This window comes from Streptomyces sp. NPDC059455 (genome assembly GCF_042750115.1).
In the GTDB taxonomy this organism is placed as follows: Bacteria; Actinomycetota; Actinomycetes; order Streptomycetales; family Streptomycetaceae; genus Streptomyces; species Streptomyces endocoffeicus.
This window is the reverse complement of sequence record NZ_JBHYVB010000163.1, coordinates 11,416-27,210: the sequence shown is the minus strand read 5'-3', so window position 1 is coordinate 27,210 and position 15,795 is coordinate 11,416. Positions and strand designations below refer to the sequence as shown.

Genomic DNA, 15,795 nt, shown 5'->3' with positions numbered 1-15,795 from the left:
AGGATCACGTTCCGCTCACCGGTCAGGTCGTTCATCAGCGCCGCGTTCACCCCCAGCAACGACGGCTGGCCGTTGGTGTAGACCTTGCCGCGCTCAGTGGGCAGCAGCCCCGCGACGGCCTTGAGCAGCGTCGACTTACCCGACCCATTGGACCCGATCAGACCGATCGACTCACCCTTGTACGCCACGAAGGTGACCCCGCGCACCGCGTGCACCTCACGCATACCCGGGGCGCTCTTCCGCCCCAGCAGACGGCTGAGGGCCGCGGTGGCACTGCCCTTCCCCTTGGGACCGCCGTTGACCCGGTAGACGATGTGGACGTCGTCGGCGATGACGGTGGGCACCCGTCCCGGCGCGGAAACCGCCTGCCCGGCCTGCTCGGCCCGCTCCGCCTGGGCACCTTTGTCGAGGGTTTGCTCAGCCACGGCCGTACTGCTCCTCTGCCTTCCAGAAGTACACGAATCCCCCGGCACCGAAGAGGACCGCCCAGCCCACGGCCAGCGCCCACACATGCGGCGGCAGGTTGGCCCCGGTGTAGTCGTCGATCAGCGCGTACCGCATCAGGTCCATGTAGACCGCCGCCGGATTCCCCAGCATGGCGTCCGCGATCCACTTACTCGCCCCCGCGTGTTCGAGCGTACGGGCCAGCGGAAACATCACGCCGGACGCGTACATCCAGGTACGGAGGATGAAGGGCAGGAGTTGCGCGAGGTCCGGGGTCTTGGCTCCCAGCCGGGCCATGATCAGCGAAAGCCCGGTGTTGAAGACGAACTGGAGCGCCAGCGTGGGAACGATCAGCAGCCAGGCGAAGGACGGGAAGTGACCGAAGCCCAGCAACACGATGACCAGCACGATCATCGAGAACAGCAACTGCTGGAGCTGCTGGAGCGCGAAGGAGATGGGGAGCGAGGCACGAGGGAAGTGCAGGGCCCGCACCAGTCCGAGGTTCCCTGAGATCGCCCGTACGCCCGCCATGGCGGACGCCTGGGTGAAGGTGAAGACGAACACACCCGTCACCAGGAACGGAATGTACATGTCGTTCGCCATACCGCGGCTGCTCTTCAGCAGCATGCCGAAGATGAAGAAGTACACCGCCGCGTTGAGCAGCGGGGTCGCCACCTGCCACACCTGACCCAGCTTGGCCTGGCTGTACTGGGCAGTGAGCTTGGCCGACGAGAAGGCCACGATGAAGTGACGCCGACCCCACATCTGGCGGATGTACTCGCCGAGGCCCACCCGGGCGCCGCTCACCGACAGCTCGTACTTCCGCGCCAGCTCGGCCGGGGACAGTCCGTCGTCGGCTGATGGCGGGCCACTCACGGCTACCGCACCGTCGTGCGTAGTCTCGCTCACAGTTGACACTTTCGTCTTCAGGGTGCGCTGAGCGGGGCCGCGCCCCGGGTCGCGCCCGATGCTCTTCGTTACGAGCTTGTCAGATGACAGGAGGTCGGCCCAGTCGGGTCAGGCGCCATACCGTACGCCACTTCATGGGCCGACGTGGACCGCACGGTGTCTTCCAGCCTTCGCGGAACCCTCCGAACCAGGCCCGAAGTGCGGTTTTCGATGGACGCCTGGCCAGTGTGAGCAGCAGCCAGACGCCCAGATACACGGGAACGAGCAGCGCAGGAAGGTTACGCCGGGCCAGCCAGACCCGGTTGCGCGCCACCATGCGGTGGTAGACCGCGTGCCTGCTCGGGGCGGTGGTCGGGTGGTGCAGCACCATGTCCGACCGGTAATCGATCATCCATCCGGCGTCCAGCGCCCGCCAGGCCAGATCGGTCTCCTCATGGGCGTAGAAGAAGTCGTCCGGCAACCCTCCGACCTGCTGGAACACCGTGGTGCGCACCGCGTTGGCACCGCCCAGGAAGGTGGTCACCCGGGAGGACCGCAGGGGGTCGGAGGCGCGCAGCCGGGGCACATGGCGACGCTGGGTGACGCCGGTGTCCGGGTCGGCGATGCGGAACGAGACGATGCCCAGCTTCGGATCGGCGGCGAACGCCTGGCGGCACAGCTCGGCGGTGTCGGTGCCCGGCAGCAGCCCGTCGTCGTCGAGGAACAGCAACACATCGACGTCCGACCCGCCGGGTCCGAACGCCTCGATGCCCACGTTGCGGCCCGCCGGAATGCCCACGTTCTCGGGCAGCTCGATGGTCCGGACACCCTCGGGGAGCGTGGGCAGCGGTGAGCCGTTGCCCACGACGACCACCTCGACCGGGTCGCCGTCCTGCTTGGCGACCGAGTCGAGGAGTGCGCGCAGCTCCTCGGGGCGATTGCCCATCGTCAGGACGACCGCCCCGAGCCTCATCGCGCTCATGCTCACTTGAGCCTGCTCGACGCGAGGATGGACACGAGGTGAAGCAGGGTTTGCAGCAGGGCGATACCGGCCAGTACGGCAACGCCCAGCCGGGTGAAGAACAGGTCGCCGCGCACCTGGTCCACGATCGCCACCACGAGGATCAGCAGCGACGCCTCGACCCCGAGGACCAGCCGGTGGAACTTCAGCGCCGCGGCCGCCCTGCGGGCCAGCGCCACACCGGACGAGCGCGGCTCGGCGGCCGCCTCCTTGACCGGCGGCAGACCGCCCTGGTGCCGGGCGACCCCGACGAGGTCGGTCTCGGCCTTGATCAGGATGGCACCGAGCGCGGCGAGGGTGCCGAGGAACGCCCACAGCCAGTCGATCCGCCCGGAGCCCCACAGGTCGGCGGCGCGCAGACCGAAGCCGACGAGCACCGCGGCGTCGCACAGATAGGCGCCGACCCGGTCCAGATACACACCGCCCAGCGAGAACTGCTTCTTCCAGCGGGCTATCTCGCCGTCGACGCAGTCCAGCAGCAGGTAGAGCTGGACCATCAGCACCCCGAGCACGGCGCCCGCGATCCCCGGCACCAGCAGGGCCGGGGCCGAAAGGGCGCCGAAGACGGTCATCAGATACGTCAGCTGGTTGGGCGTGACCCGCGTGTTCACCAGGTGCCGGTCGATGCGCAGCGAGATCTCGCGCATGTAGAGGCGCCCGGCCCAGTGCTCACCGCTCCGCCGGTCCTTCACCCCCGCGGGGTGGACGACCGGGCGGAGTTCAGCCACTGATGGCTTGACTGACTGCTTTGGCATAGTCGGCGTATGCGTCCCTGATCGCGTCGGATGAGAGGTCGAGGTGCTCGAGGATCGTGTAGCGGCCGGGCCGCGTCTTCGGAGCGAACTCCACGACCTGGACGAACTCGTCCACCGTGAAGCCGATCTCCTCGGGCAGCACCGGCAGCCCGTGCCGGTGCAGCACCTCGGCCATGTGCTCCGACTCCTCATGCGCCCCGCGCAGCCGCATCGCGAAGGCGGCGGCCAGGCCGCACTGCTCGCCGTGGCTGGCGGCGCGCTTGGGGAAGAGGAGGTCGAAGGCGTGGTTGATCTCGTGGCAGGCACCGGAGGCCGGGCGGGAGTCCCCCGCGACCGACATCGAGATGCCGGTGAGCACCAGCCCCTCGGCCAGCACCTGGAGGAAGCCGTCATCGCCGACCCCGCCGGGGTGGCGCAGCACGGCCTCACCGGCCTGGCGCGCCATCGCGGCCGCGAGGCCGTCGATCTGCTCGCCGGTCTCCCGGTTGGACAGCTCCCAGTCAGCGACCGCGGAGATGTTGGACAGGGCGTCGCCGATACCGGAGCGGACGAAGCGGACCGGCGCCTCCCGGATCACATCGAGGTCGATGACCACGGCGATCGGGTTGGGCACCCCGTACGAGCCGCGGCCCGCGTCGTTGTCGAGGGTCGCCACCGGGGAGCACAGACCGTCGTGCGAGAGGTTGGTGGCGACGGCGACCAGCGGGAGGCCGATGCGCGCCGCGGCGAACTTCGCACAGTCGATGATCTTTCCGCCGCCCAGCCCCACGACCGCGTCGTAGTGCCCCGACTTCATGCGGTCGGCGAGCTTGATCGCGTCGTCCAGGGTGCCGCCGTCGACCTCGTACCAGCTCGCGCCCGGCAGCGCCGGCGCCAGCCGCTCGCGCAGCAGGGCGCCGGAGCCGCCGCTGATGGCGATGGCCAGCTTGCCGGAGGAGGAGATCCGCTGGTCGGCGAGGACCCCCGCGAGATCGTCCAGGGCGCCCGCGCGGATGTCGACGACGAGCGGCGAGGGGATGAGCCTCGTCAGTACTGGCACGCGATTTCACGGCCCTTCGCCAGATCGTCGTGGTTGTCGATCTCGACCCACTTGATGTCGCCGATGGGGGCCACGTCGACCTTGAAGCCGCGGTTGACCAGCTCCTGGTAGCCGTCCTCGTAGTAGAGGTCGGGGTCGCGCTCGAAGGTGGTCTTCAGCGCGTCCGCGAGCTCCGCGGCGGCCTCGCCCTCGATGAGGGTGACGCCGATGTACTCACCGGTCGCCTCGGCCGGGTCCATCAGCTTGGTGATCTTCTGGACGCCCTTGTCGGGGTCGGCGACGACCTTCATCTCCTCGTCGGCGAGCTGCTTGACCGTGTCCAGAGCGAGGATGATCTTCTGGCCGTTGCCGCGCGCGGCCAGCAGGGTCTTCTCGACGGAGACCGGGTGCACGGTGTCGCCGTTGGCGAGGATCACGGTGTGCTGGATCGCGTCACGGGCGCACCAGAGGGAGTAGGCGTTGTTCCACTCCTCGGCCTTGTCGTTGTCGATGAGCGTGAGCTTGACGCCGTAACGCTGCTCCAGTGCCTCCTTGCGCTCGTACACGGCCTCCTTGCGGTAGCCGACGACAATGGCGACCTCGGTCAGACCGACCTCCGCGAAGTTGCCGAGGGTCAGGTCGAGGACGGTGGTCTCACCGTCCACGGGCACCAGAGCCTTGGGAAGCGTGTCGGTGTAGGGGCGCAGACGCCGTCCGGCGCCGGCCGCGAGCACGAGGCCGATCATGCGGGTTCTCCTGATTCGTCGTGTACAGCGGGTGCTCCTGAGGACACCCAGAAGCGGATGCTCTCGATGAGCACCGCCAGCGCGAGGACCGCCGCCAAAGCGGTCAACGCGATGGTGAAACCTTGGTTCTGGTGGTGCAGCAGGGCAGCGGCGGCCGTGACCGCCACCGTCCGCCCCTCGTGCCCGCCGATCGCCCGCACCAGCCGGTGCGGGGGCGCTCCCGTGCCGCCACGGATGCGGTACACCGTGTCGTAGTGATGGTAGGCGACTGCCGCAACGAGCCCGAAAGCCGCCGGCAATGCGCCGTTCACCTCCGAGCAAGCCGCCAGGATCAGGATGGTGCCGTATTCGGCCGCGCGGAAGAGCGGCGGCACCAGCCAGTCGAGGGGGCCCTGGAGGGGCGCGGCGACGGCGACGCCCGCGAGGACCGCGTAGAGCACGGCACAGCCGACGGGCACCCAGGAGCCGAAACCGGCGGCCGCGGTGCCGGCCAGGACGGCCGCCGTGCCGAGGGCGGCCGACAGCGGGGCGAGGTACGAACTCATCCCGCGGGGGGCGGCCTTGGCGACCAGCTCGGCCAGCGGGCCGGAGTCGGCCAGCTCGGCGAGGGCGCGGGCGGCCCGGTCCGTGCGCTCGGCCCGGCGGGTCAGCGAGCGCAGCACCCGGCCCGCGGTGGTGTAGCAGGCGGCCAGCGCACAGCCGATGAGCAGTGCGTAGAAGGTGATACGGGGCGTGGTGAACGCCGTCAGCACGGCGATCATCGCCCAGCGCTCACCGATCGGCAGCACGATCATGCGGCGCACCCAGACCGTCCAGCCGACGCTGTCGAGGCGGCCGGAGAGGGCGGCGGTGGGACTGGTGTTGCCGGTGGCGTCGTGGTTGGCCTCGTTGAAGGCGAAGTCCACGACATGACGGCAGGTCTGCAGCACCATCGCGCCGAGCGCGAGCGCCCAGACGTCATCGCCGTCGGCGCGGGCGGCGCCGAGCGCGAGGCCCGCGTAGTAGGCGTACTCCTTGGCCCGGTCGAACGTGGCGTCCAGCCAGGCGCCGAGCGTGGAGTACTGGAGCGAGTAGCGGGCCAACTGCCCGTCGGTGCAGTCGAGCACGAACGAGGCGATCAGCAGCACACCGGCCGAGACGAACCCGGGCCGGGTGCCGGTGGCGGCGCAGGCCGCGGCGATGAGCGCGGTGAGGAGGGAGGCGGTGGTGACCTGATTGGGGGTCAGCCCGCGCCGGGCGCACCAGCGGGCGAGGTAGCGGGAGTACGGGCTGATGCAGAAGGTCGTGAAGAAGCCGTCCCGCGACTTCACGGCCGCCCGCAGCCGCACCCGCTCGTCGTCCACCGCGTCCACGGCGCCCCGCGCCGCGGCCCGCGCGGCGGCGTCCACGGGCACGGCGGCCACGAGCACCCCGAGCTCGGGCCGGTGCACGGGGACGCCTTCGGCGTCGAGAGCGGCGGCGAGGTCGTCCACACGGGAGTAGGCGTCGGCGGCGCCGTGCATGGCCGCCACCTCGGCGGGGGCCACGGACCGCGACGGTGCGGCGAGGCCGCCGGCGGCACGGTCCGGCGAGGCCACGTGGGCGGCCCCGCCGGGCGCGGCGGCGGAGCCGAGGGTCTGAGCGGGGGCGGCGGTGGGCGTCCCGCCTTCGCTCCCGGAGGTCCGCGCCGTGGCGGCCGTAGCCGTCACGGCGCGGGCCAGGGCCGTACGGGCCTCGGCCTGGACGCTGAGCGCACCGCGCACCGTGGCGGCGGGGAAGCGGGGGTCGGTGAGGGCCAGCCGCAGGGCATGGACATGGCCGATGAAGCGGGGGTCCACGAGGGCCACCCGCTCATGCGCCGGGACGGCGGCGAGCTCCGCCGTGACCTCGGCGGCGTCGGTCGCCGTACGCACGGCGAAGCCCAGCGACCGCAGGTCGCCCTCGAGGGACGAGCCGGCGACCGGCGCACCGGTGAGAATCGCGGTCGACAGACGAACTCACTCCTTGGCAGCTGACATGGTGGCCGCGCCGCTGATGGCACTGGCCTGGGGCCCTCCGGGCCATGGGCATCGCACGCCCTGGCCCCGTGGAGCTGGCGGCACGTCCGGCAGAGGCTATCGGATCGATGGAAGCCGCCGTTCACCGCACATTCACCACACGATCGGGGGAACGACCACTTCCGCGCGCCGCCGATCATCATGGTGGATGGCGGCTGTCCTCCACAAACGGCGATCGCCCCGCCATGGATAGGGTGCGGGGCATGACATGGCTGATCACAGGTGGTGCCGGATATATCGGGTCGCATGTCGTGCGGGCCATGGCCGAGGCGGGCGAGTCCGTGGCCGTGCTCGACGACCTGACCAGCGGCGTCCGGGCGCGGCTGCCCGAGGATGTGCCGCTGGTGTGCGGGTCCACCCTGGACCGTGAGCTGCTGGACCGCACCTTCGCCGAGCTGGGGGTCACCGGTGTGGTGCATCTCGCGGCGAAGAAGCAGGTCGGGGAGTCCGTGGAGCAGCCGCTCCGCTACTACCGCGAGAATGTGCACGGGCTCACGGTGCTGCTGGAGGCCGCGGTCGCGGCCGGTGTCAGCCGCTTCCTCTTCTCCTCCTCCGCCGCCGTGTACGGCATGCCCGATGTGGAACTCGTCACCGAGGACACCCCGTGTCTGCCGATCAATCCGTACGGAGAGACCAAGCTGGCCGGAGAATGGCTGGTCAGAGCGGCGGGCGCGGCCCACTCCCTCTCCACGGCCTGTCTGCGCTACTTCAATGTGGCGGGTGCCACGCGCCCCGAGCTGGCCGACACCGGAGTGTTCAACATCATCCCGATGATGTTCGAGCGGATCACCGCGGGAGAGCCGCCGCGGATCTTCGGTGATGACTACGACACCCCCGACGGCACCTGTGTCCGCGACTACATCCATGTCGAGGATCTGGCCTCCGCCCATCTGGCCGTGGCCCGTCGGCTGGCCACGCAGCCGGAGCCGGGCGATCTCACGGTGAACATCGGCACCGGCCGGGGGGTCTCGGTGCGGGAGATGTCCGATCTGATCGGCGAGATCACCGGCCGCCCGGAGCTCGCCCCCGTGGTGGGGCCGCGCCGGGCGGGTGATCCGGCCCGGGTCGTCGGATCCACCGAACTGATCGCCAAGGAGCTGGGCTGGAGCGCCCGGCACGATGTGCGCGCGATGGTGGAGTCGGCCTGGGAGGGCTGGTGCCTCCACCACCCCGAGGCCCGGCGCGGCTGACCGGGCACGGCGCACCGCTCGCCGCTCGCCGGGCACCGGCGCGGCTGACCCGGCCCCGCCCCGGACCCGTAGTTCACTGGTGAGTCAAGGGACCGCGGCGCCGGGAGGAGGCCCCTACGCATATGGGCGCAGGTCATGACCACGCCCGCGGCCGGCCCACCGCGGGCGCCGCCCACCGGTGGCGGCTGCGGATCGCCCTGGCCATCACCCTCACGGTGATGGCCGTGGAGATCATCGGCGGTCTGCTGGCCGGCTCCCTCGCCCTGCTCGCGGACGCCGGCCATATGGCGACGGACGCGCTCGGGCTCGCGATGGCGCTGCTGGCGATCCACTTCGCGGGCCGTCCCCCGAGCCCGCACCGCACCTACGGCTACGCCCGCGCCGAGATCCTGGCGGCCCTGGCCAACTGTCTGCTGCTGTTCGGCGTCGGCGGCTACATCCTCTATGAGGCGGTACTGCGGTTGGTCACCCCGACCGCCACCTCGGGCGGGCTGACGGTCGTCTTCGGCGCCGTCGGCCTGGCCGCGAACCTGGTGTCGCTGGCCCTGCTCCGGGGCGGCCAGCGCACCAGCCTGAACGTCCGGGGCGCCTTCCTGGAGGTCGCGGCGGACGCGCTGGGCTCGGTCGCGGTGCTGGTGTCCGCCGGGATCATCCTCGCGACCGGCTGGCAGACGGCCGATCCCATCGCCTCCCTCGTGATCGGCCTCATGATCGTCCCGCGGACGTACAAGCTGCTGCGCGAGACGCTGAACGTGCTGCTGGAGGCGGCGCCGCGGAATGTCGACATGGCGGCCGTACGCGCCCACATCCTCGGCCTGCCCGGGGTCGAGGGGCTGCACGACCTCCATATCTGGACCATCACCTCGGGGATGCCGGTGCTCTCCGCGCATGTGGTGGTCGCTCCGGGGGCCCTGGACGCGATGGGCCATGAGCGGATGCTGCACGCCCTCCAAGGATGTCTCGGGGAGCACTTCGACGTCGGGCACTGCACGTTCCAGCTGGAACCGGGTGGGCATGCTGATCACGAAGCCAAGCTGTGCCACTGACACGGACCAGGGGCACATGTGCGGCAGACTTTGGACGTTCACGAGTCGGAACTAGAGGATGGTCATGCCGATCACACCTGCCAACGGCGGCTCCGCCGAGACCGCCGAGACCGCCGCGCCGAGCGGTTCCGCAGAGCCGATCATGCTCGAGCTGGTCGATGAGGACGGTACGACGATCGGCACCGCGGAGAAGCTCTCCGCACATCTCGCACCCGGCAAGCTGCACCGGGCGTTCTCCGTCTTCCTCTTCGACGACGCGGGTCGGCTGCTGCTGCAGCGCCGTGCGCTGGGCAAGTACCACTCCCCCGGGGTCTGGTCCAACACCTGCTGCGGCCACCCCTACCCCGGTGAGCCGCCGTTCGTGGCCGCCGCCCGGCGCACCGCCGAGGAGCTGGGCATGGCGCCCGCGCTGCTGCGGGAGGCGGGCACGGTCCGCTACAACCACCCGGACCCGGCCTCGGGCCTGGTGGAGCAGGAGTACAACCACCTCTTCGCGGGGCTGGTGCGGGCGGCGCCGCGCCCGGACCCCGAGGAGATCGGCGAGATCGCCTTCGTCACCCCCGACGAGCTGGAGCAGCTGCGCGACAAGGGGCCGTTCTCGGCGTGGTTCATGACCGTGCTGGACGCGGCCCGCCCGGCGGTCCGTGAGCTCACCGGGACGGCGGCGGGCTGGTAGCGGCGCCGGGCAGCGGAAGGGCGGCCCAGACCACCTTGCCGCCGCTCGTCGTGTGGTCCACGTCGTAGACCCCGCCCGCCTCCCCCGTGATCGCCGTCACCAGCAGCAGTCCCCGCCCACCGGTCCCGCCCTGGTCCGCCATCAGCGCGACGGGCCGGTAGGGATGGTTGTCCTCGACGGCGATCCGGACCCAGTCCTGGCTCAGCGAGACCTCGACGGCGATCTCGGGGGAGAGCAGCGCGGCGTGCCGCACCGCGTTGGTGACCAGCTCGGAGACGATCAGGAGCAGACTCTCCACCAGTTCGTCGTTCACCGGCACCCGCTGATGGACCAGCAGCTCGCGCACCGCGTGCCGGGCCTGTGGCACGGAGGTGTCCAGGGCCGGTGCGGTGAACCGCCAGGTCCCCTCGTAGCCGACCGGGGGCGAGGGCGCGGGCGGGGCGTGTCCCGCTTCGGAGGGGACTCTCCCGACGATCTCCATGTGCGATACCCACCCCTCGCCGCGGCCCGACCACTCGTATCGAGTGTTGGGAAGCTCTGGTACTGACCGATGGACTACGCACAACTTGACGCTTATCGAGCGTTTTTGATCGTTGGCGTATGCCAGGGTCACGCGCTCGACTGTTCCTGCTCGCATGGATTCCATGCATTGACTCTGTGGAGGACGAGCCTTGACTCAGCCGTGACCGGCTCGAACGGCCGGGCCCCAGTCGGGTCCCGGCCCGGAGGCCGTCGGAGCGGCCGCCGAGCGGCCCGGATACGATCCGCCACATGGAGCCCTCTCTGGAGCACGAGGTCGCCGACGGCATAGCGACCGTCGTCATCCGCCACCCCGCCAAGCGCAACGCGATGACCCCCGGGATGTGGCGAGCGCTGCCCCCGCTGCTGGCCCGGCTCGCCGCCGACCCCGCCGTACGGGCGCTGGTGCTCACCGGCGACGGCGACACCTTCTGCGCGGGCGCCGACATCGGCTCGCTGAGCGCCACGTACGAGGAGACCGCCGGGTTCGCGCTGCCCGCCGAGGAGGCGCTGGCCGCCTTCCCCAAGCCGACCCTGGCCGCGGTGCGCGGCTACTGCGTGGGCGGCGGCTGCCAGCTCGCGGCCGCCTGCGATCTGCGGTTCGCCGAGGAGGGCGCCCAGTTCGGGATCACCCCGGCCAAGCTGGGGATCGTCTACGCCCCCAGCTCGACCCGCCGGCTGGTCGAGCTGGTGGGACCGGCCACCGCCAAGTTCCTGCTGTTCTCGGGCGAGCTGATCGACACCGAGCGGGCGCTGCGCACCGGTCTGGTGGACGAGGTGCTGCCGGCCGGCGGACTCGACAAGCGGGTGGCGGAGTTCACGCGGGCGCTGGTCTCCCGGTCGCAGCTCACGCAGGCCGCGGTCAAGGAGTTCGCGGCCGGGCCCGTCGAGCCGGACAGGGTCGCGTACTGGCAGGAGCAGGCGGGGGAAAGCAAGGAGGCCGCCGAGGGCATCGCGGCCTTCTTCGAGCGCCGCCCGCCGCGATTCCGCTGGACCCCACCGGCCGAATGACCGCGGCGGGACGCGGCCGGGCCGGGCGGGGTTCATGCGATCCGTAAGGGCGCCACGGCGGCCGGGGTGTGGCCGAACCGGCCGAACCGGACGGGTCGATGGAATCCGTAAGGACGTCACGGCGGCCGAGGAGTGGCCGGATCCGGCGGGACCGATGGGGGCTGGTGAGACCCGGGCTACCGGGGGTGACTACCAGTCGGTAGCGTGCGCCCATGACCACACTTCCCGAGCTTGCCGCGCGTCGCTGTTACAGCGTCGTCAACCCCCTCCACTCCGCCATCTACTTCTCCCCCGACTTCGGCGAGGAACTCGCCGAGCTGGGGCTGAAGGACGGCGCGGCCGCGTACTTCGTCGGCCGTGCGGCACCCCTGGGACGGGTGAGCGCGGGCACCGTCACCGCGACCTTCTTCAACTTCAGCCACGATCTGGTCGCCCGCCACATTCCGGCCGCGTGGGACGTGGTCTCCCCCGAGGTCGCCCTGGAGGCCCGGCTGCGGGCCGCCGACTCGGTACTGCGGCGGGTGCTGGGCGAGGAGGTCATCGCCTCCAAGGAGCTGGCCGAGGCCGCGGAACTGGCCCTGCGCGCCACGGAGGCCTGCTCGCGCCTGGCGCGCCCGCTGTACGCCGCCCACGCCGACCTGCCCGTCCCGGACGCCCCGCACCTGGCGCTGTGGCACGCCGCCACGCTGCTGCGCGAACACCGCGGCGACGCCCATCTGATGACCCTGGTCGGCGCCGGGCTGGACGCGGTCGAGGCGCTGGCCTCCCACACCGCGACCGGTCAGGGCATGTCCACCAAGTGGATCCTGCGCACGCGCGGCTACAGCGCAGACGAGTGGGAGGCGGGCCGCCGGCGGCTGCGCGACCGCGGCCTGCTCACCGCCGACAACGAGCTGACGGAGGCCGGTGAGCGGCTGCGCCAGGACCTGGAGGCCGAGACCGACCGCCTGGACGCGGCACCGTACGAGCACCTCGGCGCCGAGGGCGTGTCCCGGCTCACCGAGCTCGCCACCGCCCTCTCCACGACCGCCCGCGACAACGGCGCCTTCCCGGCCGACCTCCGCGGCAAGAACTGACGGCCGGTCCCTGGGCCACCGCCCCACTGGGTCCGCGCCGCCCGGGCCGCACGTCCGGGCCGAGCCTCGCGGGAGGCTCGGCCCCGGACGCATGCCCGCAGTACGGCGGCCGGGGCCGACGACGCCCGCCGGCGGGGCTCGGCGGCCGGGGACGACGCCCGGCGCGGGGCGACCGCAGCGCGGTCGCGACGCACCTTCACCTGCGGGCAGCTTCCCTTCCCGCCCCTTCCCGCGGCATCGATATGCGGCTCCGCCGCGTGGTGAGGCTGCGCCCCAGACCCCGCACGGGGGCTGCGCCCCGGACGTGGCCCCACCGGTTCGGCACGCCCTCGGGCACCCCGGCGTAGGCCCGGCAGGGGCCCGGCGCAAACGTCCGGACGTTGTCGGCCCGGCATCGGCGGGGGCCCCGCCGTGGGTTGCGTTTGGCAGGGGCACATCGGGATACCCGCTTGTTGTGCGCGATCGGCCGTCTGACAACCGGGCGCCCACACCGCGCGCCGCGTACGCCGGCAACAGCCCGTGCGCCGCGTAGCGAACGGTGCCCGGCGGCCGCCGCCGAGCCGCCACCGACCGACAGGAGGTATCCCGTGTTCCGCGCCATCGCCGACGTGCTCCGTGCCATCGGTGCCGCCATCGCGACCGTGGTGACGCTTCCCTTCCGCGCTGTGGCCCGTCTCTTCGGCGGGGCCTCCGACGCGGCGAGCGGGCCGCGCCGCAGGCGGGTGTGATGACCGTTTCCAGCTGATACCGGTGTCCGCCCGGCCCCGTACCCGGGCCTCCCGGCCCGCCGAAAGCGTCGGCCGCGACCGCTTCGTCAGTGCCACCTGCCACAATGCAGGAGCAGTGCAGACCGAAAGCGGAGCGTGATCGTGACGACGTCCATCGAAGGCAGGATCGCCGAGGAACTCGGCGTACGGGAACGGCAGGTCAAAGCCGCCGTCGAGCTGCTCGACGGCGGCTCTACCGTGCCGTTCATCGCGCGCTACCGCAAGGAAGCGACGGAGATGCTCGACGATGCGCAGCTGCGCTCCCTGGAGGAGCGGCTGCGCTATTTGCGGGAGCTGGAGGAGCGGCGCACCGCGATCCTCGAGTCGATCCGCTCGCAGGGCAAGCTGGACGAGTCCCTGGAGGCGCAGATCCTCGCCGCGGACTCCAAGGCCCGGCTGGAGGACATCTACCTCCCCTACAAGCCCAAGCGGCGCACGAAGGCGCAGATCGCCCGCGAGGCCGGGCTCGAGCCGCTCGCCGAGGGGCTGCTGGGCGACCCGACCGTGGAGCCCACGGCCGCCGCGGCGGCCTTCGTGGACGCCGAGAAGGGCGTCGCGGACGCCGCCGCCGCCCTGGAGGGCGCGCGGGCCATCCTCACCGAGCGGTTCAGCGAGGACGCCGACCTGATCGGCGAGCTGCGTGAGCGCATGTGGGAGCGCGGCCGGGTGGCCACCAAGGTGCGTGAGGGCAAGGAGGAGGCGGGCGCCAAGTTCGCCGACTACTTCGACTTCGCCGAGCCGTTCACCGAGCTCCCGTCGCACCGGGTGCTGGCGATGTTCCGCGGTGAGAAGGAGGAGGTCCTCGACCTCAGCCTGGAGCCGGAGGAGCCCTCCGAGGAGACCGGCCCCACCTCCTACGAGCGCTCCATCGCCCACCGCTTCGGCATCGCGGACCGCGGCCGCCCCGCCGACAAGTGGCTGGCCGACACGGTGCGCTGGGCCTGGCGCACCCGCGTCCTGGTCCACCTCGGCATCGATCTGCGGCTGCGGCTGCGGCAGGCCGCCGAGGACGAGGCCGTCCGGGTCTTCGCCGCCAACCTCCGCGACCTGCTGCTCGCCGCCCCGGCCGGGACGCGCGCCACGATGGGCCTCGACCCCGGCTTCCGTACGGGCGTGAAGGTGGCCGTGGTCGACGCGACCGGCAAGGTGGCGGCCACGGACACGATCTACCCGCACGTCCCCCGCAACCAGTGGGACGAGGCCCTGGACAAGCTGGCCCGGCTGGCGCGTGAGCATAAGGTGGAGCTCATCGCGATCGGCAACGGCACGGCGTCCCGCGAGACCGACAAGCTGGCGGGCGACCTGTGCGGCAAGCACCCCGAGCTGAACCTCACCAAGGTGATGGTGTCGGAGGCGGGCGCCTCCGTGTACTCGGCCTCCGCCTTCGCCTCGCAGGAGCTGCCGGAGCTCGATGTCTCGCTGCGCGGCGCCGTCTCCATCGCGCGTCGGCTCCAGGACCCGCTGGCCGAGCTGGTCAAGATCGATCCCAAGTCGATCGGCGTCGGCCAGTACCAGCACGACCTGTCCGAGGTGAAGCTCTCCCGCTCGCTCGACGCGGTCGTCGAGGACTGTGTGAACGGTGTCGGGGTGGACGTCAACACGGCCTCCGCCCCGCTGCTCAGCCGGGTCTCGGGCATCGGCACCGGCCTCGCGGAGAACATCGTCTCCCACCGCGACTCCAACGGCCCGTTCCGCAACCGTAAGGCACTCAAGGACGTGGCCCGGCTCGGCCCCAAGGCGTATGAGCAATGCGCGGGCTTCCTGCGCATCCGCGGCGGCGACGACCCGCTGGACGGATCGAGCGTGCACCCCGAGGCGTATCCGGTGGTGCGGCGGATGGCCACCACGGCGGGCGGCGACGTGACCACCCTCATCGGTAACACCTCGGTGCTGCGCGGCCTGCGGCCGAACGAGTTCGTGGACGAGGCCTTCGGTCTGCCGACCGTCACCGACATCCTCAAGGAGCTGGAGAAGCCGGGCCGGGACCCGCGTCCCGCCTTCAAGACGGCGACCTTCAAAGAGGGCGTCGAGAAGATCGGCGACCTGTCGGCCGGGATGATCCTGGAGGGCGTCGTCACGAATGTGGCGGCGTTCGGCGCGTTCGTGGACGTCGGTGTGCACCAGGACGGTCTGGTACACGTCTCCGCGATGTCCAAGACGTTCGTCAAGGACCCGCGGGACGTGGTCAAGCCCGGTGACATCGTCCGGGTGAAGGTCCTGGACGTCGACATCCCGCGCAAGCGGATCTCGCTGACGCTCCGGCTCGACGACGAGGCGGGCGCCCCGTCCGGCGGCGGTCGCGAACGCGGCGAACGGGGCGAGCGCGGCCCGAAGCGCGGCGCGCCACAGCAGCGCCAGGGCGGCAGCCGCGGCTCCTCCCGCGGCGGCGGCCAGCGCGGCGGCGGCCGCGACGCGGCGCCGGCGAACGGCGCGATGGCGGACGCCCTGCGGAGGGCGGGCCTGCTCGACCCCAAGAAGCGGTAGCCCGGGGCCGGGCGCGCCCTGGCCGCGGGGGGGGGGGCCCCCCGGCCCCCCCCCGCGGGGGCGCCCCCCCCCGGCCCCCCCACCCCGGGGGGGCCCCCCCGGGGGCGCGGCGCGGCGG

General features: G+C 71.8%; 15 protein-coding genes. 7 read left to right on the top strand and 8 right to left on the bottom strand.

From position 1 onward, the window contains the following. The 7 genes from ACFXB5_RS39545 to ACFXB5_RS39515 all read right to left on the bottom strand — a co-directional run. Positions 1-425: ATP-binding cassette domain-containing protein (locus ACFXB5_RS39545; RefSeq protein WP_385217776.1), on the bottom strand; the 425-nt coding region annotated here is incomplete at its 3' end. Next, positions 418-1,353 (bottom strand): ABC transporter permease, encoded by a 936-nt coding sequence (locus ACFXB5_RS39540; RefSeq protein ID WP_385217773.1) that lies wholly within the window; start codon positions 1,351-1,353, stop codon positions 418-420. The genes ACFXB5_RS39540 and ACFXB5_RS39545, both read right to left, overlap by 8 nt. A gap of 79 nt (positions 1,354-1,432) precedes the next feature. Then, positions 1,433-2,305 carry a glycosyltransferase family 2 protein gene (locus ACFXB5_RS39535; protein ID WP_385217785.1) on the bottom strand — a complete coding sequence of 291 codons (873 nt, stop codon included), beginning with the start codon at positions 2,303-2,305 and terminating at the stop codon, positions 1,433-1,435. A gap of 11 nt (positions 2,306-2,316) precedes the next feature. Next, positions 2,317-3,108, bottom strand: coding sequence for a CDP-alcohol phosphatidyltransferase family protein (locus tag ACFXB5_RS39530; RefSeq protein ID WP_385217770.1), 792 nt, complete (start codon positions 3,106-3,108; stop codon positions 2,317-2,319). Continuing rightward, complete coding sequence (locus ACFXB5_RS39525; RefSeq protein WP_020867256.1) at positions 3,074-4,147, bottom strand: iron-containing alcohol dehydrogenase family protein; 1,074 nt, start codon at positions 4,145-4,147, stop codon at positions 3,074-3,076. Before ACFXB5_RS39525 ends, ACFXB5_RS39530 begins: the two co-directional genes overlap by 35 nt. Continuing rightward, entirely contained in the window at positions 4,135-4,872 is a 738-nt protein-coding gene (locus tag ACFXB5_RS39520; RefSeq protein ID WP_044568744.1) for a sugar phosphate nucleotidyltransferase, read from the bottom strand. Before ACFXB5_RS39520 ends, ACFXB5_RS39525 begins: the two co-directional genes overlap by 13 nt. Next, positions 4,869-6,842, bottom strand: coding sequence for a DUF5941 domain-containing protein (locus ACFXB5_RS39515; RefSeq protein ID WP_385217782.1), 1,974 nt, complete (start codon positions 6,840-6,842; stop codon positions 4,869-4,871). Before ACFXB5_RS39515 ends, ACFXB5_RS39520 begins: the two co-directional genes overlap by 4 nt. A gap of 269 nt (positions 6,843-7,111) precedes the next feature. On the opposite strand from ACFXB5_RS39515, the gene galE reads away from it, so the two are divergent. The 3 genes from galE (at position 7,112) to idi (ending at position 9,820) form a co-directional block, all read left to right on the top strand. After that, a complete protein-coding gene (galE, locus tag ACFXB5_RS39510; protein WP_385217766.1) occupies positions 7,112-8,098 on the top strand; it encodes a UDP-glucose 4-epimerase GalE in 987 nt (328 codons plus the stop codon). A gap of 122 nt (positions 8,099-8,220) precedes the next feature. After that, a complete protein-coding gene (locus tag ACFXB5_RS39505) occupies positions 8,221-9,144 on the top strand; it encodes a cation diffusion facilitator family transporter (RefSeq protein ID WP_385217763.1) in 924 nt (307 codons plus the stop codon). A 64-nt stretch (positions 9,145-9,208) separates the two neighbouring features. Next, positions 9,209-9,820, top strand: coding sequence for an isopentenyl-diphosphate Delta-isomerase (idi, locus tag ACFXB5_RS39500; RefSeq protein WP_385217760.1), 612 nt, complete (start codon positions 9,209-9,211; stop codon positions 9,818-9,820). On the opposite strand, the gene ACFXB5_RS39495 is transcribed toward idi, so the two are convergent. Further along, entirely contained in the window at positions 9,795-10,301 is a 507-nt protein-coding gene (locus ACFXB5_RS39495) for an ATP-binding protein (RefSeq protein ID WP_385217757.1), read from the bottom strand. The two genes, idi and ACFXB5_RS39495, sit on opposite strands and share 26 nt — an antisense overlap. 290 nt (positions 10,302-10,591) lie before the next feature. Between ACFXB5_RS39495 and ACFXB5_RS39490 the strand changes: the two genes are divergently transcribed. The 4 genes from ACFXB5_RS39490 to ACFXB5_RS39475 all read left to right on the top strand — a co-directional run bounded on the left by ACFXB5_RS39490 (position 10,592) and on the right by ACFXB5_RS39475 (position 15,677). After that, positions 10,592-11,350 carry an enoyl-CoA hydratase/isomerase family protein gene (locus ACFXB5_RS39490; protein ID WP_385217754.1) on the top strand — a complete coding sequence of 253 codons (759 nt, stop codon included), beginning with the start codon at positions 10,592-10,594 and terminating at the stop codon, positions 11,348-11,350. 212 nt (positions 11,351-11,562) lie between these two features. Next, a complete protein-coding gene (locus ACFXB5_RS39485; protein WP_385217751.1) occupies positions 11,563-12,426 on the top strand; it encodes a hypothetical protein in 864 nt (287 codons plus the stop codon). A gap of 587 nt (positions 12,427-13,013) precedes the next feature. Then, a complete protein-coding gene (locus ACFXB5_RS39480; protein WP_157857073.1) occupies positions 13,014-13,154 on the top strand; it encodes an LPFR motif small protein in 141 nt (46 codons plus the stop codon). A 141-nt stretch (positions 13,155-13,295) separates the two neighbouring features. After that, positions 13,296-15,677, top strand: coding sequence for a Tex family protein (locus ACFXB5_RS39475; protein WP_385217748.1), 2,382 nt, complete (start codon positions 13,296-13,298; stop codon positions 15,675-15,677). Positions 15,678-15,795 lie beyond the last annotated feature (118 nt).